22 protein-coding genes are annotated in these 22,768 nt (G+C 68.1%); 11 read left to right on the plus strand and 11 right to left on the minus strand.

The window, feature by feature from the left end; all coding sequences use genetic code 11:
- Together ACAM49_RS18965 and ACAM49_RS18970 are read left to right on the plus strand one after the other, a co-directional pair.
- On the plus strand, positions 1-2,620 hold a 2,620-nt coding region (locus ACAM49_RS18965; protein WP_369636860.1), incomplete at its 5' end, for an amino acid adenylation domain-containing protein.
- Positions 2,621-2,666: 46 nt separating this feature from the next.
- Positions 2,667-3,689 carry an LLM class flavin-dependent oxidoreductase gene (locus tag ACAM49_RS18970; RefSeq protein ID WP_369636861.1) on the plus strand — a complete coding sequence of 341 codons (1,023 nt, stop codon included), beginning with the start codon at positions 2,667-2,669 and terminating at the stop codon, positions 3,687-3,689.
- A 330-nt stretch (positions 3,690-4,019) separates the two neighbouring features.
- On the opposite strand, the gene ACAM49_RS18975 is transcribed toward ACAM49_RS18970, so the two are convergent.
- On the minus strand, positions 4,020-5,060 hold the full coding sequence (locus ACAM49_RS18975) for an oxygenase MpaB family protein (protein ID WP_369636862.1): 1,041 nt from the start codon (positions 5,058-5,060) through the stop codon (positions 4,020-4,022).
- Between the two features lie 126 nt (positions 5,061-5,186).
- On the opposite strand from ACAM49_RS18975, the gene ACAM49_RS18980 reads away from it, so the two are divergent.
- The 6 genes from ACAM49_RS18980 to ACAM49_RS19005 all read left to right on the plus strand — a co-directional run bounded on the left by ACAM49_RS18980 (position 5,187) and on the right by ACAM49_RS19005 (position 11,442).
- On the plus strand, positions 5,187-6,185 hold the full coding sequence (locus ACAM49_RS18980) for an alpha/beta hydrolase fold domain-containing protein (protein ID WP_369636863.1): 999 nt from the start codon (positions 5,187-5,189) through the stop codon (positions 6,183-6,185).
- Between the two features lies 1 nt (position 6,186).
- A complete protein-coding gene (locus ACAM49_RS18985; protein ID WP_369636864.1) occupies positions 6,187-7,086 on the plus strand; it encodes an SDR family NAD(P)-dependent oxidoreductase in 900 nt (299 codons plus the stop codon).
- A 1-nt stretch (position 7,087) separates the two neighbouring features.
- Positions 7,088-8,008: a ferritin-like domain-containing protein gene (locus ACAM49_RS18990; RefSeq protein ID WP_369636865.1), complete on the plus strand. Its 921-nt coding sequence runs from the start codon at positions 7,088-7,090 to the stop codon at positions 8,006-8,008.
- Complete coding sequence (locus ACAM49_RS18995; protein WP_369636866.1) at positions 8,005-9,468, plus strand: flavin-containing monooxygenase; 1,464 nt, start codon at positions 8,005-8,007, stop codon at positions 9,466-9,468. Before ACAM49_RS18990 ends, ACAM49_RS18995 begins: the two co-directional genes overlap by 4 nt.
- A gap of 65 nt (positions 9,469-9,533) precedes the next feature.
- Entirely contained in the window at positions 9,534-10,319 is a 786-nt protein-coding gene (locus ACAM49_RS19000; RefSeq protein WP_369636867.1) for a MerR family transcriptional regulator, read from the plus strand.
- Between the two features lie 130 nt (positions 10,320-10,449).
- Positions 10,450-11,442, plus strand: a complete 993-nt coding sequence (locus tag ACAM49_RS19005) for a ketopantoate reductase family protein (protein ID WP_369636868.1) — start codon at positions 10,450-10,452, stop codon at positions 11,440-11,442.
- A 15-nt stretch (positions 11,443-11,457) separates the two neighbouring features.
- On the opposite strand, the gene rplL is transcribed toward ACAM49_RS19005, so the two are convergent.
- From rplL to ACAM49_RS19020, 3 genes are read right to left on the minus strand one after another with little or no spacing between them, the layout of a single operon-like run.
- Positions 11,458-11,841, minus strand: a complete 384-nt coding sequence (gene rplL, locus ACAM49_RS19010) for a 50S ribosomal protein L7/L12 (protein ID WP_369636869.1) — start codon at positions 11,839-11,841, stop codon at positions 11,458-11,460.
- 41 nt (positions 11,842-11,882) lie between these two features.
- A complete protein-coding gene (locus tag ACAM49_RS19015; RefSeq protein WP_369636870.1) occupies positions 11,883-12,272 on the minus strand; it encodes an acyl-CoA thioesterase in 390 nt (129 codons plus the stop codon).
- Positions 12,272-12,655: an acyl-CoA thioesterase gene (locus ACAM49_RS19020; protein WP_369636871.1), complete on the minus strand. Its 384-nt coding sequence runs from the start codon at positions 12,653-12,655 to the stop codon at positions 12,272-12,274. Before ACAM49_RS19020 ends, ACAM49_RS19015 begins: the two co-directional genes overlap by 1 nt.
- A 131-nt stretch (positions 12,656-12,786) precedes the next feature.
- Here ACAM49_RS19020 and ACAM49_RS19025 point away from each other — a divergent pair, with 131 nt between their 5' ends.
- Genes ACAM49_RS19025 through ACAM49_RS19035 form a run of 3 tightly spaced genes read left to right on the plus strand, consistent with a single transcriptional unit; the run spans position 12,787 to position 15,716 of the window.
- Positions 12,787-13,743 (plus strand): GlxA family transcriptional regulator, encoded by a 957-nt coding sequence (locus ACAM49_RS19025; protein ID WP_369636872.1) that lies wholly within the window; start codon positions 12,787-12,789, stop codon positions 13,741-13,743.
- Between the two features lie 15 nt (positions 13,744-13,758).
- On the plus strand, positions 13,759-14,490 hold the full coding sequence (locus tag ACAM49_RS19030; RefSeq protein WP_369636873.1) for a DJ-1/PfpI family protein: 732 nt from the start codon (positions 13,759-13,761) through the stop codon (positions 14,488-14,490).
- A 20-nt stretch (positions 14,491-14,510) separates the two neighbouring features.
- Positions 14,511-15,716, plus strand: coding sequence for a cytochrome P450 (locus tag ACAM49_RS19035; RefSeq protein ID WP_369636874.1), 1,206 nt, complete (start codon positions 14,511-14,513; stop codon positions 15,714-15,716).
- Between the two features lie 318 nt (positions 15,717-16,034).
- Here the strand turns inward: ACAM49_RS19035 and ACAM49_RS19040 are convergent, their stop codons facing one another.
- The 7 genes from ACAM49_RS19040 to ACAM49_RS19070 all read right to left on the minus strand — a co-directional run bounded on the left by ACAM49_RS19040 (position 16,035) and on the right by ACAM49_RS19070 (position 22,762).
- A complete protein-coding gene (locus tag ACAM49_RS19040; RefSeq protein ID WP_369636875.1) occupies positions 16,035-17,486 on the minus strand; it encodes a DUF222 domain-containing protein in 1,452 nt (483 codons plus the stop codon).
- A 71-nt stretch (positions 17,487-17,557) separates the two neighbouring features.
- Positions 17,558-18,172, minus strand: a complete 615-nt coding sequence (locus tag ACAM49_RS19045; RefSeq protein ID WP_369636876.1) for an SDR family oxidoreductase — start codon at positions 18,170-18,172, stop codon at positions 17,558-17,560.
- A gap of 28 nt (positions 18,173-18,200) precedes the next feature.
- On the minus strand, positions 18,201-18,881 hold the full coding sequence (locus tag ACAM49_RS19050) for an SDR family oxidoreductase (protein WP_369636877.1): 681 nt from the start codon (positions 18,879-18,881) through the stop codon (positions 18,201-18,203).
- A gap of 17 nt (positions 18,882-18,898) precedes the next feature.
- A complete protein-coding gene (locus ACAM49_RS19055) occupies positions 18,899-19,729 on the minus strand; it encodes a class II fructose-bisphosphate aldolase (protein ID WP_369636878.1) in 831 nt (276 codons plus the stop codon).
- On the minus strand, positions 19,726-20,676 hold the full coding sequence (locus ACAM49_RS19060; protein ID WP_369636879.1) for a hexose kinase: 951 nt from the start codon (positions 20,674-20,676) through the stop codon (positions 19,726-19,728). The genes ACAM49_RS19055 and ACAM49_RS19060 overlap by 4 nt, the downstream gene beginning before the upstream one ends.
- Positions 20,673-21,824: an N-acetylglucosamine-6-phosphate deacetylase gene (gene nagA / locus ACAM49_RS19065; protein ID WP_369636880.1), complete on the minus strand. Its 1,152-nt coding sequence runs from the start codon at positions 21,822-21,824 to the stop codon at positions 20,673-20,675. Before nagA ends, ACAM49_RS19060 begins: the two co-directional genes overlap by 4 nt.
- Positions 21,821-22,762 carry an ROK family protein gene (locus ACAM49_RS19070; RefSeq protein WP_369636881.1) on the minus strand — a complete coding sequence of 314 codons (942 nt, stop codon included), beginning with the start codon at positions 22,760-22,762 and terminating at the stop codon, positions 21,821-21,823. Before ACAM49_RS19070 ends, nagA begins: the two co-directional genes overlap by 4 nt.
- Between the last annotated feature and the right edge of the window lie 6 nt (positions 22,763-22,768).

Genomic DNA, 22,768 nt, shown 5'->3' on the forward strand with positions numbered 1-22,768 from the left:
CGGCCCCGATCTGGCGGTCGGTCTGTACGCCATCGTGCAGGCCGGCGGCGCGTACGTGCCGATCGATCCCGGCCTGCCCGCCGACCGGGTGGCGGATCTGATGGCCACCGCCGACCCCGTCTGCGTGGTCACCGATGAACTGGTGAATTCTGATGACCTGCAAGCATTCTCGTCCGAGCCAGTGGAGGATGCCGATCGTCTCCGCCCGCTCCGCGACCAGGATCTCGCCTACGTCATCTTCACGTCCGGTTCCACCGGCCGCCCCAAGGGCGTCGGCATCCCGCACGCGGCCATCGCCAACCACATCGCCTTCCTCACCGCCGAATACGAACTGACCGAGCGCGACACCTATCTCCAGCTGGTGCCTACCAGCTTCGACGCCTCCCTCATCGGCTACACCATCCCGCTCGCCGTCGGCGGGCACCTGGTGATCCCGACCGCCGCGGGGCGCACCGATCCCGAATACCTGGCCGATGCCATCGCCCGGCACCGGGTGACCTGCTTCCTCGCCGTGCCGTCCCTGCTGCGCGCGCTCCTGGAACACGCTCCGGACCAAGCCCTCTCCGCACTGCGAGTCGTGTGGGTCGGCGGCGAGGCCCTGCCCGCCGAGCTGATCGCCCGCTTCACCGCCGCGAGCCCGGCCCGGCTGCACAACCTGTACGGGCCCACCGAGGCGACCATCTCCGTCACCGGCACCGAGGTCACCGACCTGGGCGACAATCCGGTGTCCATCGGTGCGCCGCACGGGAATTCCCGCGCCTACATCCTCGATGCCCGCCTGCACCCGGTGCCGCCCGGCACACCCGGCGAGCTGTACGTCGCGGGCGCGCAACTGGCCCGCGGCTACCTGGGCCAGCCCGCCCGCACGGCGGACCGCTTCCTCGCCGACCCCTTCGGACCCGCCGGCGCGCGCATGTACCGCACCGGCGACCTGGTGCGGCGACTGCGCGACGGGGGCGTGGAATACCTGGGCCGCACCGACTTCCAGCTCAAGCTGCGCGGCCAGCGCATCGAGCCCGGCGAGGTAGAGGCCGCGCTGCGCGCGCACCCGGCCGTCGCGGAGGCGGTTGTCGAGATCCGGCGGCAACGCCTGGTGGGCTACCTGCGGGCGACCGCGGGCACCACTCCGGATCTCACCGAAGTCCTCGACACTGCCCGAAAGCGGCTGCCGAGCTACATGATTCCCGCGCACCTGACCCTGCTCGACAGCTTCCCCCTGGGATCGACGGGCAAGCTCGACCGCGCCGCACTGCCCGATCCCGAACTGCCGGTGCGCGAATACCACGCCCCCGCGACGCCGGACGAACAGATCGTCGCCGACGTCTTCGGCTCCGAACTCGGCATCGACCGGATCGGCCGCGAGGACGACTTCTTCGCCCTGGGCGGAAACTCCCTGTCCGCCATTCGAGTTCGGGCCGCCCTGGCCGAGCGGCTCGCCATCCCGGTGCCGCTGCGCCACCTGTTCGACCACTCCCGGGTGGCGGACTTGGCCGCCGCGCTCCGATCGGAGGTCACCGCGAGCACCGGACCCGACCCGCTGGCCGACGCGGTCCTGGAGCCGGAGATCACCGCGGCCGGACGTGAGCGGCGAAAGGGCCCGGCCGCCGCCGTACTCCTCACCGGCGCAACGGGTTTCCTGGGCATCTTCCTCCTGCGCGAACTGCTCGAAGGCACCGCCGCCACCGTCCACTGCCTGACCCGGGCCGCCGACGAATCCACGGCCCGGCAGCGCATCCTGGACACCGCCACCCGATACCGGCTCGACCTCTCCGAGTACGGCGACCGAATCGTGCCTGTCCCAGGCGATCTCGCCAGTCCCGACCTGGGTCTCACCCCCGAACGCTTCACCGAACTCGCCCACCGGGTCGACGCGATCTACCACAACGGCGCGCAGGTCAACCACCTCGAGCCCTACGCCCGCATGCGCGCCGCGAACGTCACCGGCACCCGGGAAGTCCTGCGCATGGCCACCACCGGCCCCCTGACCCCGATCCACTACATCTCCACCGCCTCGGTCCCCGACGGCCCGCCGCCGGACCACCTGCCCGGCTACGTCCTCACGAAATGGGTTGCCGAACAACTCGTCCGGACCGCCGCCGACCGCGGCCTCCCCGTCCGCATCCACCGCCCCGGCCTGATCACCGGCGATTCCGTCACGGGCGCGGCCGGCACCGACGACGCCTGGTGGACCATGCTGCGCGCCATGCTGGTCCTGGGCCTGGCCCCCGATCTCCCCGACGGCGAGGTCGCCATGCTCCCCGTCGACCAGGTGGCCGCGGCCGTCGTGCGCGGTGTGGGCCACTCCGGGTCGCACGCCCTGCTACCCCGCCGGACGGTCTCCCTGAAATCCATCCGGGACGAGATCCTGCGCCGCCGCTACCGCCTCGACCTCGCCGATCCGCAGGACTTCGCCGCGACCCTGCTGCGCGCGGCCGAACGGCCCGGAGCCGACGAACTGCTGATCCGCGCGGCCGCGCTCAGCATCAACTACTCCGCCGAGGTGACCGGCGTGACCCCCGGCGACCCCGAATCCGCCTGTCCCGGAGTCGATTGCGCGATCCTCGCCCGCTATGTCGACTACTACATCGAGACCGGCTTTCTGCCCGCGCCTGTGACCTGAATCGCCCACCCGGAATCAAACCCCGGCGCCCGCGTTGGCACTGTGCATGACTCCGGCATTGCAGGCGATTCGCTTCTCGATCCTGGACCGCTCCCGGGTCCGCCAGGACCAGCCGCACCCGGAGGCGCTGCGCGAGACCGTCGAATTCGCCCGCTTGGCCGAGGCATGGGGCTACCACCGCTTCTGGGTCTCCGAGCACCACAGCGTGCCCGGCGTCGCCGGATCCGCCCCGACCGTGCTGGCCGCCGCCATCGCCGCGGCCACCTCCCGCATCCGGGTCGGCACCGGCGGCGTCATGCTGCCCAATCATCAGCCGCTGGTCGTCGCCGAACAGTTCGGCGTCCTGGAATCGCTGTACCCGGGCCGCATCGATATGGGCCTGGGCCGTTCGGTCGGCTTCACCGGCGGCGTGCGCCGCGCCCTCGGCCACGACAAGCGCGACGCCGAGGACTTCGACGCCCAATTGACCGAGCTGCTGGACTATTTCACCGACGGCAGGCAGGGGGTGCACGCCTGGCCCGCTGAGGGACTGCGCGTGCCCGCGTTCCTGCTCGCCATCGGCTCGGGCGCGGAACGCGCCGCGCGATTCGGGCTGCCGCTGGTCATCGCGGCCGCCGCGGGGGAGGACGCCATGGTCGAGTCGATCGAGAAGTACCGCGCCGAGTTCCGTCCGGGCCCCGGCCGCGACACCCCTTATGTCGTCGTGTCGGGTTCGGTCGTCATCGCCGACACCACCGAGCAGGCGCATCGGCTGCTGCTCCCCGAGGCCTGGTCATCGGCCTGGTCCCGCACCCGCGGCGAGTTCCCGCCCTTGCTCCCACCCGAGGTGATCGAGCGCCAACCCATGACCGACCGCCAGCGCGAGCTGTTCACCGACGCCCTGCGCGGCCACATCCACGGCACCGAAGCCGAGGTCCTCACCGAGCTCGACCGCCTCGTCCGCCGCACCGACGCCGACGAATTCCTGGTCCACACCAGCACCTACGACCGCGCCGCCCGCCTCGAATCCCACCGTCGCCTGGCCGACGCGGTGGGTCTGCACGCCGCGCTCAGCAGCGCATCAAGGTGAACGGAAAGTGAACAGAATTTGACTGGTCGGTCGATTCTGGGTAATAATGGCCGATCTGTGCCGCACGATCGCGGCACTTGTAATCGGTGTCACGGCGATGCGAGGAGGTGAGGGACTAATGAATCACGGCGACTGTCCGTGTCCGAGACCGATTCACGACCTCTCATTTTCCCCGGCCAACCGTTGCGGAGCCGCTGTTCTGTAGCACGGTGAGCCGGCCCGACCATTGAAGGAGGGCTGTCATGGCTTTCATCAACTTCTCCCGTAATCCACTCACCGTTCTGTCGGTACTCGGCGATGCGCCGCGGCGCTCCCGGGCTCAGGCCGACCCTATTCCGCGGGCCGATGCAACCCGGCGTACAACTCGGCCGGGGTCTTCACGTTCCATCGGCTGAACGCCTCCGCCGGCGTGAGGGTCCGATTCTCGCGCGCCGGCACCCCGCGCAGGAATGGCGCGGCGATCGGGGCCGTCGACGGCGAAAGCCAAGCCAGCAGGGTCAATTGGAGTCGCCCGCTCTTGGAGAGAATCCAGAAGACGGGCTTGGCCAGTAGCCGGACGGCCAGATCGGACAGCCGGGACTGACGAATGGCCGCCAGGTCGCGCTGCCAGTGCGGCAGCGTCGCGATGGTGGCCATGCGCAGGAACTTGTTGGCCACCCAGGCGAACGGGCCGAGCTTGCCCAGCAGTGGCGGATACATGACCCGCGAATTGAGCAGGTGATCCATCATCTGCTGGGTGACCTCGCTGGCGGCCAGCCGCGGCCGGATGTCCTCGAAGTAGGTGCGAATGCCCTCGCGGGTGCGCGGCACCTTGGCCGGATCGCAGGTCTGCAGTTCCGCGGCGATCGCGCACTCGTTCCAGTACTGGTGTTCCTCGGCGTCGGAGAGCGGTCCGGGACCGAACTGCTCGTAGACATAGAGGATTGAATGCCAGGCGGTGAGGTGGATCCACAGCTGTGAGTCGGGATCGTTGGCGTCGTAGGTCAATCCCGAGACCGGCTCGGTGCCCACGCCGGTCTTGGCGTGGATCTTCATGAGCACCGCCGACGCCTTGGTCGCGGTCTCGGTGTCGCCGAACAGCACCGTCGAGAAGTATGCGAGGGTGTGGTCGTAGCGAGTTCTGGCCTGGCTGTACACCTTTCCGGTGTGCTGCACCGAGGCGACCAGGAACGGATCCAGCTCCTCGATCACCACCGCCCGCTGGAATCCCACCGACAGCCCGGTCGGATATCCCCACACCTTCCAGGTCACCGATCCCGGCCCGAAGAATCCGTTGTCCGCGGCGGGCTCCACCGGAGCCCGCAACCAGGCCAGCGGTTTCGTCCGCGCACTGCCCGCCTCGCCACCCGTCGACACCCAATCGACCGTCATGGCCCGAAAAATACCAGGTCATGGCCATCGTGTGTGACCCGGCTCACCCGCTTCGAAATGAAGTCTTCCTAGGTCGTTATAAATGTGCCATTGACAACTGGCACATTGGCTGGCGATGCTGAGGGCATGAAGACAAGGTCAATGGCGACCTTCCCGTCCGAAGCGGTTCCCACCCGGGCCGCGGCGCGTACGCGAATCGCGGCCGCGGCGTCGGTGGTGGGATTGCGGCAGGTCAATGGGTTGTTGCCGAACAATCGGGTCGGGATCGAGGCCGGGCGCGGGCTCATCGCCGGAATCATGGCGGCCTTCGGGCCGACGCTGCCGGGAACCTCGGTCATGCCGGTGCGGTCGGGCGGGGTGCGCGGCGAATGGGTGCGCGCGGCCGGGGTGCGGCACGGCGATCGGGCCATCTACTACCTGCACGGCAGCGGGTATGTGGTGTGCTCGGCGCGCACGCATCGGGGTCTGGCCTCGCGGCTGTCGAAGGCGACCGGGCTGCCGGTGTTCGTGGTCGACTATCGGCTCGCGCCCGAGCATCCCTTTCCGGCGGCCGCCGAGGACGCGGCCGCGGGGTACCGGTGGCTGCTCGAACATGGTTATCGGGCACGGGATCTGGTGATCGGCGGGGATTCGGCGGGATGCCATCTGACGCTGGATCTGTTGCTGCAGAACGCGATCAACGGGGTGGCGCAGCCCGCCGGGGCGTTCATGTTCTCGCCGCTCATGGATCCGACGCTGACGCTGGCCGAGCGGCGGGACCGGGTGCTGCCCGATCCGATGGCGCCCGCGTGGGTGGGGCGGCGGCTCATCGAGCTGTATACCGCCGCGGAACCCGAGGATTCGCCGCGGCTGCGGTTGCGGATTCCGGCGAATATCTCGCTGCCGCCGCTGTTCGTGCAGGCCAGTGCGGGGGAGATGCTCGCCGACGATGCGCGGCACCTGCGGGATATGGCCGCGGCGGCCGGGGTTGCGTGTGAGCTCGAGCTGTGGCCGGGGCGCATCCACGTCTTCCAGGCACTGCCGCTGCTGGTGCCCGAGGCGGCGGCCGCGCTGCGGCGTACCGCGCGATTCGTGACTTCCACACTGGCGCAGTCGGACTCGCCGGTTCGAGAGCGGGTGAGTTGAGATGTGGCCGATCGACGAAGTGGTCTTCGCGTTGGGCGGCAAACGCCGCTCTCATGCCGCCAAGGCCGTGGTGACCGGTGCGGGCAGCGGGATCGGGCGGGCCTTCGCGTTCGAAATCGCCGCGCGCGGCGGCGAAGTGGTGTGCGCGGATATCGACAAGGACCGCGCCGACGAGACCGTGCGGATGATCGAGCAGCGGTACGGGCGCACGGCGCATGCGATCTTCTGCGACGTGTCTCGGCGTGAGGATGTCGAGAGCCTCGCCCTGCATGCGGAACTGCTGTTCGGCGGTGCGCCGACGCTGGTGATCAATAACGCCGGTGTGGGCATCGGCGGGAAGCCGGTGGGGGACATCGGGTTCCAGGACTGGGAATGGGCGCTGGGGATCAACCTGTGGGGCGTGGTCTACGGGTGCGAGATCTTCGCGCCGCGACTGCGGGCCGCCGGGCGCGGCGGGATCATCAATGTGGCCTCGGCGGCCGGATTCGCCGCCGCGCCGGGGATGGCCGCGTACAACGTGTCCAAGGCCGCGGTGGTGTCGCTGTCGGAGACCATGGCCGCCGAGCTGGCGGGCAGCGGGGTGGCCGTCACGGCGCTGTGCCCGACCTTCGTGAAGACCAATGTGGTTGCGGACGGGCGGATCACGTCGGGTTCCTCGCGGCTGGCAGACGGGCTCATGCGGCTGTCCGGGTTCTCGCCCGATCGCGTGGCCCGCATGACCCTCGACGCGCACGACCGGGGCGGGCTGTACGTACTGCCGCAGCTGGACGCGCGGGTGGTCTGGCATCTCAAGCGGCACTTTCCCGCGCTCTACACCCAAGCCCTCGGCGTCCTGAACCGAGTCCTGCCGCAAGAAGATTCGGCGACGCCCGACAACACCATCCAGAAGACAGGAGTCTGACATGTCTTTCGACTTCGACAACATGCTGACCAAGATCAAGTCCAAGCAGTGGGCGCTGGCCGATATCGACTGGGGCGCACCGGGAGCCGAGCTCATCGACCCCGAGTTGCACGCCAAACTCAAGCCGTTCATGGCCGACCTCATGTGGATCGAGAACGTCGGTGCGCGCGGGTTCGCCGCCATGGCCAAGAAGGCCCCGACCCAGACTCTGGCCGAGATCTACCGCTACTTCCACGCCGAGGAGCAGCGGCACGCCAATGCCGAACTGGCGCTCATGCGGCGCTGGGGCATGCTCGACGGGGACGAGATCCCCGAGCCCAATATCAATGTCAAGCTGGTGATCGACTTCCTGGACAAGTACTCCGACGGCATGTCGCTGTCGTTCCTGGGCACGGTCATCCCCATGCTCGAGGTGGCGCTGGACGGCGCGCTGATCAAGTTCATCACCGACGAGGTGCCCGATCCGGTCGCGCAGGAGGTCTTCAAGAAGATCAACAATGACGAATCCCGGCATCTGGCCACCGATTACGCGGTCATGGAGCTGCTCGGGCATTCGAGCGTGCGCAAACTCGCCATCGATCTGGTCGGCGGGTGGGTCAAGCCGTCGCTGATGATCGGCGTGCTCAGCTATGTGCCGCTGCTGAACAAGATGCGGGACAACATTGTCGAGATGGGCGTGAACGAGGAGAAGCTCTACGCCGCCATGGCCCGGTTCAAGCAGGTCGGGGAGCGCGCGCCGATCGCCAATCGGGTGCCCATGTACCGGATCGTGAAGATGCACGCGGGGTGGGTCATCAACCGCGAGCATCCGTATCACCTGTTCGCGGACGCCATGGTCAAGCTGACCGGGGCGATTCCGGACCGGCTGCTGCCGCAGCAGCCGAGCTGGTCCAAGGAACTCACCTACGAGCCGGTCGCATGAGCGCGGGGAGCAAGCCACTGGACGTGGCGATCATCGGAGCCGGATTCGCGGGGATCGGCGCGGCCATTCGACTGCGGCAGAAGGGGATCGGCGATTTCGCGATCTTCGAGCGCGGTGAGCGGGTGGGCGGCACCTGGCGGGACAACACCTATCCCGGTGCGGCGTGCGATATTCCGTCGCGGCTGTACTCCTACAGTTTCGCGCCCAACCCGAACTGGTCCCAGACCTATTCCGGTAGTGGCGAAATCCTCGGATACATCGACTCCATGGTGGAGGAGTTCGGGATCCGGCCGTATATCCGGTTCGGGCACAACGTCACCGGGATGGTGTACGACGAGGAGGCCGCGCTGTGGATCCTGTCGTTCACCGACGGACGGCGAAAGGTGCGGGCGCGCAATGTGATTCTGGCCTCCGGGCCGCTGGCCAATGCCGGGTTCCCGAACATCGCCGGGATCGACGACTACGAGGGGCACAAGATCCACAGTGCCCGCTGGGATCACGACTACGACTTCACCGGCAAGAAGGTGGCCGTGGTCGGCACCGGAGCCAGTGCGGTGCAGATCATTCCGGAACTGGTGAAGCAGGCCGCGTCGGTGAAGGTCTTCCAACGCACGCCGGGCTGGGTGCTGCCGCGGGTGAACCGGCGCACCAACGGGCTCACCAAGCAGGTGTACCGGCAGCTGCCGGTCACGCAGTCGCTGGCGCGCGAGGCCTGGTTCTGGGGACACGAGTCGGTGGCGCTGGGCGTGGTGTGGAATACGCCGCTGACCCGGGTGGTCGAGTCGGTGGCGCTGCTGCACTTGCGGTCCCAGGTGCGCGATCCGTGGCTGCGGCGGCAGCTCACCCCGGATTTCCGGGCGGGCTGCAAGCGGCTGCTGATGAGCAGCGAGTACTACCCGGCGTTGCAGCGGGAGAACTGCAAGCTCATCACCTGGCCCATCGCGGGGATCTCGGCGGGGGGCATCCGAACCGCGGAGGGCATCGAGCATCAGGTCGACTGCATTGTCTTCGCGACCGGGTTCGAGGTGTCCAAGCAGGGCACGCCGATTCCGGTGACCGGCCGCGACGGTCGGGTGCTCGCCGACGAATGGCGCGGCGGCGCTTACGCGTTCAAGAGTGTCACGGTGGCGGGGTATCCCAATCTGTTCCTCACCTTCGGGCCGAACTCCGGGCCGGGCCACAATTCGGCGCTGGTGTACATGGAGGCCCAGATCGAGTACCTCACCGATGCCATCAAGATCGCGCTGGATCGCGGCGTCGCGCTGGAACCCAGGCAGGATCGCCAGGACCGCTACAACCGCCGCCTGCAACGCCGGTTGACCGCCACCACCTGGAACTCCGGTTGCCGCAGCTGGTACCTGACCGAGGACGGCTTCAACGCCACCATGTACCCCGGTTTCGGCACCCAGTACGCCCGGCAGCTGGCCACGGTGCGCTTGGACGACTTCCACCTGCGCTAATGTCGTGACCGGCGGTGATTGATTCCATGCTCGGGTGGCCGGCGGAAAGGGTGGGTGCGACACGGATGGCGGAGTACCGCATCGACGATCTCGCCCAGGCCGCCGGCACCACCACCCGCAATGTGCGGGCGTATCAGGAGAAGGGCCTGCTCCCCACGCCGACCCGGCGCAGCGGGCGGGCCCTCATCTACGACGAGACGCATCTGGCGCGCCTGCGGATCATCGACGCCCTGCTGCAGCGCGGCTTCACCATCGCCCACATCGCCGACTTCATCACCAGCTGGGAAACCGGCAAGGACCTCACCGAAATCCTCGGCCTGCAGAGCGCCGTCACCGCCACCTGGGGCAAACCCGAAGAGCCGGTGGAGATTCCACGCGAACTCCTCGACACCTTCTTCGGCGAGGGTGAGGACCACCAGCTCGACGGCGCGCAACTGGCCCGTCTCGAGGAACTCGGCCTGGTCCGGCTGCACGACGAGACCGCCGAGCTCACCCGTCCGGATCTGGTCGAAACCTTCGCGGCCCTCAGCAATTACGGCTTCCGCCTCCCGGAACTGATCGACCTCTACGCCGGCGTGGTGAGCCGCCTCGAGGACATCGCCCGCCTCATGGTGGTAGCCGCCAAAGACCGCATAGTCGACGACCACGGCCCCGGCTGGCTCCCCGACACCGACCCCGAAATCGCCGCCACCACCGAAATGCTCAACCACATGCGAGACCTCGGCCTCCGCTCCGTCCGCGACACCCTCGACCAGGCCCTCGACAAGGTCCTCCGCTCCGAACTCAGCGCCTACCTGGAAACCGCCGCGCGGCACCGTGCGAAGGACTCGGTTCCTCACACCGACGACTGAGTTCCTCGCGCCACTGGCCCGGCGAATGGTGGACCGCCGCCCCGGGACGGTTCTATGATCGACTTCAACATTTCGTTGATCGGATAGTGGATCTCGGAGTGCGGAAGTCGATGTGCGAGGGGGTCATTCGATGAACGTCATGGTTGTCGGCGCGGGTGGGATGGGGCTGTACTTCGCCGCCATGCTGAGTCGAGCCGGGCATAGGGTCACGGTGGTCGGGCACTCGGATACGGTGGCCGCGGCGGCCGAGCCTCTGGTTCTCGACCATGGGGGAGTGGAGATTTCGGTGCCCGGGGTGCGCGCGGTGGCAGCGATCCCGGCCGATGCCGAGCCGGCCGATCTGATCGTGGTGGCGGTCAAAGCGTGGCAGGTGATCGAGGTGGCGACGATGTTGCGGCCGATCATCGGGCCGCACACCGCGGTACTGCCGGTGCAGAACGGCGTCGAGGCCGGTGCCGACCTGGCCGAGGAACTGGGCGCACAACACATTCTCGGCTGCACCTGTGTGGTGATCGCGCAGCGCGTGGGACCGTGGCACGTGCGATGCCTGGGCGCGCATGCCACCGTGGAAATCGGAGCGTTGGTGCGGGATTCGGAGGCGGACAGCCATCGCTCCGCGCCCGGCGCACGACCTCGGCTGGCCACCGCCGTCGCGCCGGACCTGGTCGACAGCGTTGCCGCGACGCTGTCGGAGGCCGGGATCGGAGTCACGCGATCGGCGGATATCCAAGCGACCCTGTGGCGCAAGCTGATGCTCATCGCCTCGTACGGCGGCGTGGGCGCGCTTGCGCGACAGCCGGTCGGCGTCACCCGTGTCCAACCGGAAACGGTCGAATTGGTGCGCACGGGCATGCGGGAGGTAGCGGCCGTGGCGCGGGCACGCGGCATCGCGCTCGGTGAGTCCGACGTCGAGCAGATGATGGGCGTGTATCTCGGGTTCAGTTCCGAGACAACATCATCCATGCAGCGGGATCTCGCCGCCGGTCGGCCGTCGGAGTTGGAGTATCAGAACGGGGCGGTGGTGCGGTTCGGGCGGGCGGCGGGGGTGCCGACGCCCGTGCACAGCACCATCTACGCCGCGTTGCTGCCAGGGGAATCGCTGGCCCGGCAGCAGCGGGCGTAGGAGGGTTAGGGTCGCTCAGCGGAGAGCTGCCTTGGCTCCGGCGGCTTCGAGTTTGATGCGGGCCGCTTCGGCGGCGTCCTTGTCTACCTTTTCGAGGACTGCTTTCGGGGCGGCTTCGACGAGGTCCTTGGCTTCCTTGAGACCGAGGCCGGGGATGATCTCCCGCATGGCCTTGATGACCTGAATCTTCTTGTCTCCGAAGGATTCCAGCACCAGGTCGAATTCGCTCTGCTCGTCGGCCGTCTCGACCGGGGCGGCATCGGTCACCGTCTGGACGGCGACCGGCGCCGCGGCGGTGACGCCGAACTCTTCCTCGAACGCCTTGAGGAACTCCGAAAGCTCCAGCAGCGTCATCTCTTTGAACACGTCGAGCAACTCGACAATGGTCATCTTGGCCATGATGTACCCCTTGCAACGCTGACCAGGCGATGCCAGCAATTCTACGTGCGCGGGGCCGCCAAGGTCATCAGATATATGCGTTCGCTATCTGTGAGCGGGCGTGGCGCACCCTCTTCGATGGCGACGAGGGTGGAAGTGGCCGACAGGTACAGGTTTTCATGATCACGTACCTCGTGCGCGAGGGTGAACGAGGTGGTGCCGATGCGCTCCACCACGGAGGTGACGGTGACCGGCGCGGTGCGGAAGATCAGCGGCACCCGGTAGCTGAGCCGCTGACCCGCGACCACCACTCGCCAACGCGCGCCGCCGGATTCGTGCCCGTCGAGCAGATCCGCGCGGGCCTCGTCCAGGAACTGGGCGAAGACCACATTGTTCAAATGGTTCTGCGCGTCGATATCGGTGCGGCGCAGCTGGATCTCATAGGTGTGCATCAGGCTTCCAGATCCTTCAGCAGGACACGCTGGTCCTCGGGCAGCGGGCGCGATTTCTGGGTCTCCGGATCGAAGGCGACCATGGTGCACACGGCCTGCGAGTAGACCACGTCCTCGTCGCGGATCTCCTGCTGCAGCGCGAACGAGGAATTGCCGACCTTCGTCACCCAGGTCTCCACCCGCACCGGCTCGGCGCGATAGCGCAGCGGCGTCAGGTAGTCGATATCCATCTGCGCGACCACGTTCGAGCCGCCGAAACCGCGCGTCCAGAACAGGTCGATCCGGGATTCCTCCAGGTAGCGCAGGTGCGCGGCATTGTGCACATGCCCGTCGGCGTCCATATCGGACCAGCGCAGGGGGCACAGGAAAAGATGTCGGGCCACTCGGACTTTCTATCAGTTCAGCAAACGCAGCAAGCGCGCGCTTACCGCTACCGTCCGACCACCTGCCCGATGGCCGAATCTGCAAGAGTCGTGTCATTGACGCCATCGGGCGCGGGCCGCAGGCTGGAGGCATGCGGGTGGTGCTGATCGTCGTGTTCGACGGTTTCCAGTTGACGGATCTGGCCGGTCCGGCCGACGTCTTCGCCGGTGCCGCCGCCCTGGGCGCGAATCCCGGGTATCGGGTCGAGGTGGCCGCGGCCACGGCCGGGCCGGTGCGGTCGGCCTGCGGCATCGAGGTGACGGCAACCCACGGGCTCGACGCCTGGGATGGTCCGGTGGACACCCTGCTGGTGGTCGGTGGTCTGACCGTCTGGACAGCTGCCGAGCAGCACAGCCTCGTCACCGGGATCCAGCGCATGGCAGCGGACGCGACGCGGGTGGGCTCGGTCTGCTCGGGCACCTTCCTGCTCGCCCGGGCCGGACTGCTCGACGGCTGCCGGGCCACCACGCACTGGGCCGGCGGCGAACTGCTGGCCCGGCAGTTCCCGGCCATCACCACCGAACCCGATCGCATCTATGTGCGCGACGGGCGCATGTGGACCTCGGCCGGCGTCACCGCGGGCATCGATCTGGCCCTGGCCATCGTGGCCGCCGATCACGGTCCCGAACTGGCGCGCGAGGTGGCACGCTGGATGGTGGTGTATCTGCACCGCCCCGGGGGACAGAGTCAGTTCAGCGCTCCGCTGGCCGCCAACCCGCCGAAGCGCAGTTCGCTTCGGGCGCTGCAGGTCTGGATGGAGGAGAATCTGGAATCCGATCTGTCCCTGCCTGCGCTGGCGACCCAGGTGGGCATGAGCACCCGGCACTTCTCGCGCGTCTTCGCGACCGAGACCGGCACTACCCCCGCCCGTTACGTCGAACAGGTCCGGGTCGCGGCGGCGCGGCGAATGCTGGAGACCACGGACCAGCCCATGGACCGGGTCGCCGCCGCCGTCGGACTCGGCAGCCCCGAGACCCTCTATCGAATCTTCCACCGTCACTTGGGAATACCGCCGGGCGAATACCGCGCACGGTTCACGAAGTTCTGAAAGAGAGAGTGTCCCATGACATTCCAGATCGCCATCGTCCTCTACAACGGCATGACCGTGCTGGACGCGATCGGTCCCTACGAGGTGCTGCGCGGGATTCCGGACAGTGAATTGCGCTTCGTCTCCAATGAAGTCGGGCCGGTCATCTCCGACAGCGGCGTGCTGGCCCTGGGCGCGACCCACACCTTCGCCGAGACGCCCGCGCCCGACCTGGTGCTGGTGGGCGGGTCGGAGGCGGCGACGACCGAGGCCATGGCCAATAAGGAACTCATCGAATGGCTGCGGGCCGTGCACCCGAAGACCCAGTGGACGACCTCGGTCTGCAGCGGTGCGTTGATCCTGGCCGCCGCCGACATCCTGCGCGGCCATCCGGCCACCACGCACTGGGCCGCCCAGCCCGCGCTGGCCGCCTTCGGCGCGGAATCGCGGCCGCACGACCGGATCGTGCGCAGCGGCAAGATCGTCACCGCGGCAGGGGTTTCCGCCGGGATCGATCTGGGCCTGTGGCTGGTCGGCCAGATCGCGGGCGATGAGGTCGCGCAGATGACCCAGCTGTACATCGAGTACGACCCGCACCCGCCCTACGACACCGGCCACCCGGACAAGGCCCCCGCCGACCTGTTGCGCAAGACCCGCCTGGCCGCCGCCAAGGCCTCCGCCACACCCCGCATCCCGGTGGACTTGGCCACCGCCATGTGGCGGCTGACCCTCAATCGCATCCGGGATCGCGCCGCCGCCAAGCGCTGAATTCCCGTACCGTCGGAAGGGTGACCGAGCTGCTCGGCGAGCACTTCTTCGCCAATCCGCATGCGCACTACCGGCTTTGGCACGACGAGGGACCGGTGCACCGGGTGCACTTCGGCGACGGCGTGGATCGGTGGGTCATCATCGGATACGAGGAGGCGCGGGCGGCACTCGCGGATCCCCGGCTGTGCAAGGACATCGACCGGCTCGAAGGCGTGATCGAGCGAAAATACGGCGGGAAGTGGGAGGGGCCGCGAACCCATGATGGGTTGCGGCACATGCTCAATGCGGATCCACCCGACCACACGCGATTGCGTAAAGCGGTGTCGCAGGCGTTCACCGCGCGACGCGTGGCGGCACTGCGCGGAGTGATCGAGCGGACCGCCGGGGAACTCCTGGACGCGATGGCCGAGCAGGACGAGGTCGATCTATTGCAGGCCTTCGCGGTGCCGCTGCCGGTCACCGTGATCTGCCATCTGCTGGATGTCGACATCGCGGATCGGGGGACGTTCCGGGAGTGGACCAAGGCGCTGGTCGGGACGCTGGAGCCGGAGATGGATCGGGTCAAGGCGCACGGCGAGATGGTGGCGTTCCTGCGGAAGATGTTGCGCCGCAAGCGCGAGGAGCCGGGGGAGGACATGCTGTCGGCCCTGGTCAACGATGCGGATGCGCGCTTGGATGAGGGCGAACTCATCGGGATGGCGTTGCTGCTGCTGGTGGCCGGGCACGAGACCACGGTGAATCTGATCGGGAACGGGATGCTGGCGCTGCTGCGGGATCGGCCGCGGCTGGAACAGCTGTGCGCGAACCCTGACCTGATCCCCGCCGCCGTGGAAGAGTTCCTGCGCTTCGACGGCCCGGTCGACATGGCCACGCTGCGGTTCACCAGTGAGCCGGTCACGGTGGGTGACACCGTCATTCCGGAAGGCGAACTGGTATTGATCGCATTGGCCGCGGGCAACCGTGATCCGCGCCAGTTCACCGAGCCACACCGCCTCGACTTCACTGCGGACCGCGTCGGGCATCTGGGCTTCGGGCACGGTATCCACTACTGCGTCGGCGCCCCGCTGGCTCGTCTGGAAGCCCGCATCGCCTTCGCTCAACTGCTGCAACGGTTCCCGGACCTCGAACTGGCGGTGGATGCCTCCGAATTGCGCTGGTACCCCAACGCGGTTATCCACGCCATGAAGCGGCTGCCGGTGCGGTTGAAGGCGAAAGACAAGAGATAAAAGACGAAAAGAAAAAGGAACAAAAGATAAAAGACGCCTGGAGAAGGGAGAGGAGGTGGCTGGGTTCGCGGCCTCGGCTGCGGTACCAGCCACCTCACGGCTCGGCCGCGCAGCGGCCCGGCGCGGGAGAAGAAAAGAATCCCTGTGGAGTTGTCAATGTCCTTGTTCTGTTGTCTTTGAAGGTGATGCGTGCAGTCCGTGGGCCGGGATCGGCGGGTGCGGCTCCCAACCCGGCGTCAGCCCCAGTGCGGTAGGGCAGGCGAAGCAACCACACTTCCCCGTCCCTGCGCACACCAGACGTAGACGGGCAGCCGGGTCTCACGCAGCCGTTGAACCCCACTCCCGGCAACTGGACTCCACCGCAGTGGCGACCCGCTGCCCGGCGTGATGCTTCTCGTTGACTTGCGGTGTGCCCGTCGGGTCGAGGGCCTTCGGTGCGATCCAGCCGACCCGCCCGCGATGCGGGGAATCCTTGCCCAGCATCACCGTCTTCCACCCGTTCGGGCTGTCGTTCACGAGTGCGTGGTGGTGATCGCAGACCAGGGCCAGGTTGTCCAGATCCGTCGGGCCACCCTTCACCCAATCGGTCACATGGTGCGCCGCGCACATATCCGCCGGAGCGTCACAGCCGGGGAACGTGCAGCCACGATCGCGAGCCAGCAGCCCGAACCGCTGTCCCGAGGAGGCGATGCGCTGCCCGTAGGCGAGGTAGAGCGGAATCCCCTTGTCGTCGTTCACGATCAGCACCGGACGGGTACCACCGGCCATCTTCAACGCTTCGTTGATCGACATCTGGACGCCGGAGGCGGTCGTCGCAAGACCCGAACCCCGCTCCAAATCCGCCAGGTTCATCTGCAGGGTCACCTGCACCGGCATGCCGCGGTGGGAGCCGAGCTTGCGCAAATCCAAATCGGGCTGCAGCAGGGCGATGAACGCGTCATGGGTGCGCTGCCCCGCATCGCGACGGTCGCGGCGCGCGGCCGCCTCCAACACCGTGGAGTCGATCAAAGCGTCGGAGACCTGCGGGCTGTCGGCGTCCTCGTGGTTGCACATCCCGGGGCGGGCGTACTTGGCCAGGAACGCATCCAACAGAGCGCGCAGCTGCGGGGTGAGCCAGCCCTCGATCCACGACATTCCATCGATGCCCGGGCGGCCGACCTTGATGCCGCGACGGCGGTGACGGTCCGCGTCGCTGACCACCGTGCCTTCCGGATCCAGGCGGGCCAGGATTTCGCGGCCCATGCGGGGCAGGTCATCGGGCCAGCCCTCGCAGCAGTAGTTCACCAGGATCTGCTCGGTCTCGGCGCGGGTTTCCACCGGCACATCAGCAGGCAGATGGTTCATCACATCCACGATGTTGCGGACGTGATCGCGCGAGATGTCGCCTGCTTCATACGCTTCGGCGGTGACCTCCAGCACCGCGGGTGCGAGTTGCCCGTCGGCCTGGTGGAATTCCCCCACCTGCGCAGCGATCTTGATGCGGGTGGAGGCGTCGTGGCGGGTCAGGTGCAGGGTGTGACGCAGGAACGCCACCGGGCTTCCCGCACCCGAGGTTTCGGGCAGGCCGCGATCCGACGCCTCGATGATCAGCTTCGAATCCAGCGCCGACAACCGCCGCTTGCTGGTCTCCACCTGCTGCATCATCGCCACGATCTCCTCACCGGAGAACGCTGTCAGATCACCGGTGAGAATGCAGTCGGCGAAAGCCTCTACCGCGGCCACCATTTCGGTGAGGCCGCAGCCGTCGAATGTCACTCCCTTCGAACCCATGTGCTAATTCTACGCCCCAGCAAACCCCATGGGAACCCGAAATGTCCTGTCTTACAACGTAATTCGAGAATCTAATCAGGCATCAATGCAGAGAATGCAGCCCCCCAGTCGACAGCATTCGGCGCATCGTAGAGCTCGAATGTCTTGCCGTGGGATTCGGAATGAAGAAGCGCCGCCACCGCGGCCCGGGCCACGGTTTCGCGACTGACCCGGCCGTCGCCCCGATCGCCTTGTTCGAGTCGCGCCCCGCTGGCAGCCGAATTGGTCAGCCAGCTGGGCCGGACGATCGCGTACGGCGCCCCGCTGCGTCGGAGCGCCTTCTCGCCAGCCCCGCGCGCGTTGATGATGCCGGCCATGTCGGGGTGCTCCGAGGCGCGGGTGATATAGATCTGAGAGACGAGAACGACCGGGATCTTTTGTGCGGCAGCCAATTCAGACAGCGCGGCGACGCCGGTGTTCATCACCGCGTCGGCTCCCGCGTCATCGACGGGTGGTTCGACCGAGACGATGACTCCGTCGAATCCATCCAGCAAATGGGGATCCGGTTGCTTCGCGAGGTCGACCGCGATGCTGTGGCCGTCGCGCGGATGGCGGGTGCCCACCACCGCCTCATGGCCCTCACCGCGTAGTAGTTCGACGGCCAGTCTGCCGGTTCGACCGGTACCGCCGATGACCAGATACTTCATGGAAACTCCTGTGGTGCTCGGGAATTCGTTACCAGGGGAGGGCCTTGCCGTCGCGGAAGAAGCCGCCGGTGGGTCCGGAGTCGGGGAGGGTTGCGGCCCAGACGATTCCGGCCGCGCCCTCGGCGACGGGTCGCCCGCCGGGGCCGCCCATATCGGTGGCCACCCAGCCTGGGCAGATCGAGTTGACGAGGATGCGATCGGGGCGCAGCTCGGCGGCGAGCATGCGGGTCAGGGCGTTGAGGGCGACCTTGGTGGTGTTGTAGGCGGGGGTGCCCGCTCCCATGCTGGTGAGAGAGGCGGCCTCGCTGGAGACGTTCACTATGCGAGGGTGAGCGCTCTTGCGCAGGAGCGGGAGAAAGGCCTGGACCATGCGCCAGGGGCCGTAGAGATTGGTTTCGGCGGCCTCGTGCACCACGGCCAGGTCGGCGGTGGCGGCGCGTTGCCATGTGTCGTACGTGATCGCTGCGTTGTTGATCAGCACATCCAGGCGGCCGTGTTGGCGCTGCACGGCTTCAGCGGCCGCCAACACACTCGCGTTGTCGGTGATATCCAGTCGCAAGGGCAGCGCGCCGATCTCAGACGCCGCGGTCTGCGCGGCGCCCTCGGACCGGGCGGTCAGGAGCACGGTGAAGCCGCGCTCGGCCAGCTGCCGACAGACCTCCCGGCCGATTCCGCGGTTGCCGCCGGTCACCAACGCGATATCGCTCACGGAGTTGATCTTGCCATTCAACGGCCGCGAAGGACCTCCAGGAAGTGCTCGACCTCGTGCTGGATCGCGGCGCGCCCGGGGCCGAGATACTTGCGGGGGTCGGATAGTCCGAGCTGGCTCGCGAGTGCGGTCCTGATCGCCTCGGTGAGGCCGATATTCAGCCTGGTGGCGATATTGATCTTCGCCATGCCGTGGTGGACGGCGGAGCGCAGGCCGTCGTCGGAGACGCCGGAGGACCCGTGAAGCACCAGGGGGACAGGCAGTTTCGCCGATAGTCGTGCGATCAGGTCGTTGTCGAGGCGGGCGTCGCGGGTGTGCATGGCGTGGGAGGAGCCCACGGCCACGGCGAGGGCGTCGACCGCGGTGGCGGAGACGAAGGCCGCCGCCTCGTCGGGATCGGTACGGACGCCGGGAGTGTGCGCGCCGTCCTTGCCGCCGATCGCGCCGAGTTCGGCCTCGACGTGGACGCCGCGTTCGTGGCACCAACGGGTGATGGCTGCGGTGGATTCGACATTGTCGGCATAGTCGAGGGTGGAGCCGTCGTACATGACCGAGGTGATGCCGAGTTCGACTGCCTCCGTGATCAATTCGCGGGACGTGGCGTGGTCCAAGTGGACGGCCAGGGCGGCGGGGTTGTCGGCGGCCAGTTGCAGGCAGGCACGGGTGAGGGGCTTCAAGCCGCCGTGATATCGGACGGTGTTCTCCGAAATCTGGAGCACCGCAGGGCAATCTGCGGAAGCCGCCGCGGCGGCGATGGCTTCGGCGTGCTCCAGTGTGATCACGTTGAATGCCCCCAGCCCACCGGGGCGGGCGGCGGCGAGTAGTTCGGGGATGGGGAACAACGTCACTCGCGGTACTCCAGGGATGGCGCGTCGAGGGCGGTGACGCGGACGGTCGGGGCGAGGCGCTCGCGGAGGGTCATGTCGATCTCGCCCGCCACGGGAATGACGACGGCGGCGGCGGAGGTCGCGACGGCCTCGGTCAGCAGCTTCGGCCAGTCCGTGGCGCGGTCGGTGGCCAGCGCGCGGATAACCGCCGCCGTGGCCGCGTCGCCCGCGCCGGTCGGATTGCCCGCCAAGGCTTCCGGCAGCGTGGCCGACCAGGCACCCGACTCGGTCACGGCCACCATGCCGTCGGCGCCGCGCGTGGCGATCACGGCGCGGACACCGGATTCCAGTAGTGGGATGGAGGCGGCCACCACGGCTTCGGGGCGTTCGGCCACGACACCGGTGAGGCGTTCCAGTTCATCCTGATTGGGCATGAGAACGATGCCGGGAACCGTGGCGGCCGCCTTCAATGCGGGTCCGTCCACGTCGCACACGGTCGGGACACCCGCCGCGACGGCGGCACGCGCCAGTTCGGCCGGAACCGTCTCGTCGACTCCGCCGGGCAGCGAACCGGATACGACCAGCCCCCGCAGGTCGGGCAGCAGGAATTCGATCCGATCCCGCAGCCGATCGACGGCATGCAATTCGTGCACATACGCGCCCGGCTCCCACAGTCCCGTCGCGGTGCCGTCGCGGGATTCGCTGATCACCACCGTGCGCCGCACCCACGGCAGCGCGGGCACGAAGTCTGCCGGGAATTCGGCGGCGGCCGCGGCCGCGAACGGGTGGTCGGCGAATCCGGTGGCACAGGTGGCGCTGCCGAGCTGGCCCAGGATGCGCGTGACATTGATGCCCTTGCCGCCCAGGCGTTGTTCGACCGACAACACCCGTTGCGCGCGGCCGCGTTCCAGGCGTTCCAGCCGGTAGGTCATGTCGTAGGCGGGGTTCATGGTCACGGTGAGGATCACGCCAGCCACCGTCCTCGTCTCAGTACGCGTCGCAGGGAGAGTTCGTCGTCGAGGACCACGGCGTCGGCGTACATGCCGGGCCGTAGATCGCCGACCTCGTCCAGGCCCGCCGCATCGGCGGGGGTCGCGGTGACCGCGGCGACGGCCTCCGCCAAGGGGATGCCGCAATCGCGGATCGCCCAGCGCAGTCCCTGTAACAGCGTCGAGGTGCCGCCCGCGAGCGAGCCGCCGGGCGCTCGCGCCACGCCCTCGGTGACGGTGACCGACTGCGGGCCCAGGCGGTACTCGCCGTCCGGCATGCCAGCGGCCTGCATGGCATCGGTGACCAGCACGACCCGACCCGGTGCGGCCGCGAAAACCAATGCGCCGAAACCCGAATCGACGTGCACGCCGTCACCGATGAGTTCCACGAACGCGTGCCGGTGCGCCGCCGCGACCAGGGCCGCCGCCACCGGTCCGGGCTCGCGATGGTGCAGGGGCGGCATGCCATTGGCCAGATGTGTGACCAGGGTGCCGCAGCCCGCCGGGCTCAGGGCCGAGCGGAAGCGGGCGAAGGTCGAATCACTGTGTCCGACCGCGACGACCACGCCGCCGTCGGCGAGTTGTTTGGCGGCGGTATCGAAACCGTGCCGCTCGGGAGCCAGCGTCATCACCCGCAGCTGTCCGCCCGCGGCGCGCAGGAGACGATCGATGAGCGCGGTATCGGGATCGGTCAGATAGTCGAGATTGTGTGCACCGCAACGGATGTGCGAGAGAAACGGGCCCTCGATGTGGATACCGGCGAGCACGCCGTCGGCGACCAGACTCCGCAGCGTGCCGACCTGGGCCACCATGGCGTCGGGCGCGGCCGTCACGATGCTGGCGAGCACGGTGGTCGAGCCGTGCCGGTGGTGGAAGGCCGCAGCCGCGCGAGCCTCCTCCGCATCCTCCGTATCGAAGCGATGGCCGAATCCGCCGTGCGTGTGAATGTCGATAAGCCCGGGAATCACCGTCCCCGCGTACTCGGGCGGCAGTTCCCGATGGGCCGTGGCCCATTCGGTCGCCGGGCGCACCGAAGCGACGCGTTCGCCCTGCACGGTGACCACGGCATCCTCGAGCACTCCGGAGCGAGTCACCACCCGGCCGCGCAGCTCGAGCCCGCGCTTCACTGCAACGACCCTGATCTGGCCAGGTGGGCCGCACCGATCAACCCTGCTCGAATACCGAACTCGCCCAGCGTTATCCGGGGCACCGGAGCGACCCGCAGAAACTCGGCGAGGCGGACATGCAGAGCCTCGGTGAGAACGGTGCCCGCCCGGGCCAGTCCGCCGCCGAGGACGATCAGTTCGGGGCAGCTCGCGTGGATGACGCCGAGTAGTCCCGCGGCCAGGGCATCGACCGCGTCGTCGATGACCGCTCGCGCCTCGGGATCGGTGTCGATGGCGGCGAAAACCACGTCCGCACCGGTGATTTCGCGTCCTGTCCGCGCGGCGTAGGCGCGTGCGATGGCCGGACCCGAGGCGACGGTCTCGACGCAACCGGTATTGCCGCACGGGCAAGGCAGCCCGTCGCGATAGCGCACCGGGATATGGCCGTACTCCCCGGCCTGGGCGACACCCGCCTGACCGGACGGTGCGCGCACCAATCGCCCACCCACGGAAAGGGTTCCGCTGATTCCGGTCCCCAGGACCAGGACACACACGTCATCAACACCGCGCCCCGCGCCGTAGCGCCACTCGGCCCACCCGGCCACGGTCACATCGTGATCGACCAGCACCGGCATACCCCACCGATCCGCGAACCGGCTGCCCACCTTCACATTCCGCCAGCCGAGATTGGCGCTGAACACGGCGACGGACCGCTCCGGATCGACCAGCCCGGGCAGGATCACCGCGGCCCGCGCCACCCGATCACGCCGCTCCGGCGGCAGCTGCTCCAGCAGCCCCGTGCCCAGCGCCTCGATCGCCTCGAACGCGGCCTCACCGTGGGGCGTCTCGATGGTCGCCGCGCACACCACGACCCCGTCGGCGTCGGTGATCTCGCCCTTGGTGGTGCCGCCCCCGACATCCACGGCGAGCACCAGATCCGTTGCTGCGTCAGCTATCACGGCACA

This window comes from Nocardia sp. JMUB6875 (assembly GCF_041154655.1).
In the GTDB taxonomy this organism is placed as follows: Bacteria; Actinomycetota; Actinomycetes; order Mycobacteriales; family Mycobacteriaceae; genus Nocardia.

Bases quoted from the DNA above. Each gene is read 5' to 3' on its own strand.
- ACAM49_RS18985 (WP_369636864.1), top strand. From the start codon at position 6,187: ATGTGGCCGATCGACGAAGTGGTCTTCGCGTTGGGCGGCAAACGCCGC.
- rplL (WP_369636869.1), bottom strand. From the start codon at position 11,841: ATGGCCAAGATGACCATTGTCGAGTTGCTCGACGTGTTCAAAGAGATG.
- ACAM49_RS18980 (WP_369636863.1), top strand. From the start codon at position 5,187: ATGAAGACAAGGTCAATGGCGACCTTCCCGTCCGAAGCGGTTCCCACC.
- ACAM49_RS18975 (WP_369636862.1), bottom strand. From the start codon at position 5,060: ATGACGGTCGATTGGGTGTCGACGGGTGGCGAGGCGGGCAGTGCGCGG.
- ACAM49_RS19040 (WP_369636875.1), bottom strand. From the start codon at position 17,486: ATGGGTTCGAAGGGAGTGACATTCGACGGCTGCGGCCTCACCGAAATG.
- ACAM49_RS19005 (WP_369636868.1), top strand. From the start codon at position 10,450: ATGAACGTCATGGTTGTCGGCGCGGGTGGGATGGGGCTGTACTTCGCC.
- ACAM49_RS19030 (WP_369636873.1), top strand. From the start codon at position 13,759: ATGACATTCCAGATCGCCATCGTCCTCTACAACGGCATGACCGTGCTG.
- ACAM49_RS19045 (WP_369636876.1), bottom strand. From the start codon at position 18,172: ATGAAGTATCTGGTCATCGGCGGTACCGGTCGAACCGGCAGACTGGCC.
- ACAM49_RS19015 (WP_369636870.1), bottom strand. From the start codon at position 12,272: ATGCACACCTATGAGATCCAGCTGCGCCGCACCGATATCGACGCGCAG.
- ACAM49_RS19025 (WP_369636872.1), top strand. From the start codon at position 12,787: ATGCGGGTGGTGCTGATCGTCGTGTTCGACGGTTTCCAGTTGACGGAT.
- ACAM49_RS19000 (WP_369636867.1), top strand. From the start codon at position 9,534: ATGGCGGAGTACCGCATCGACGATCTCGCCCAGGCCGCCGGCACCACC.
- ACAM49_RS18990 (WP_369636865.1), top strand. From the start codon at position 7,088: ATGTCTTTCGACTTCGACAACATGCTGACCAAGATCAAGTCCAAGCAG.
- ACAM49_RS18995 (WP_369636866.1), top strand. From the start codon at position 8,005: ATGAGCGCGGGGAGCAAGCCACTGGACGTGGCGATCATCGGAGCCGGA.
- ACAM49_RS18970 (WP_369636861.1), top strand. From the start codon at position 2,667: ATGACTCCGGCATTGCAGGCGATTCGCTTCTCGATCCTGGACCGCTCC.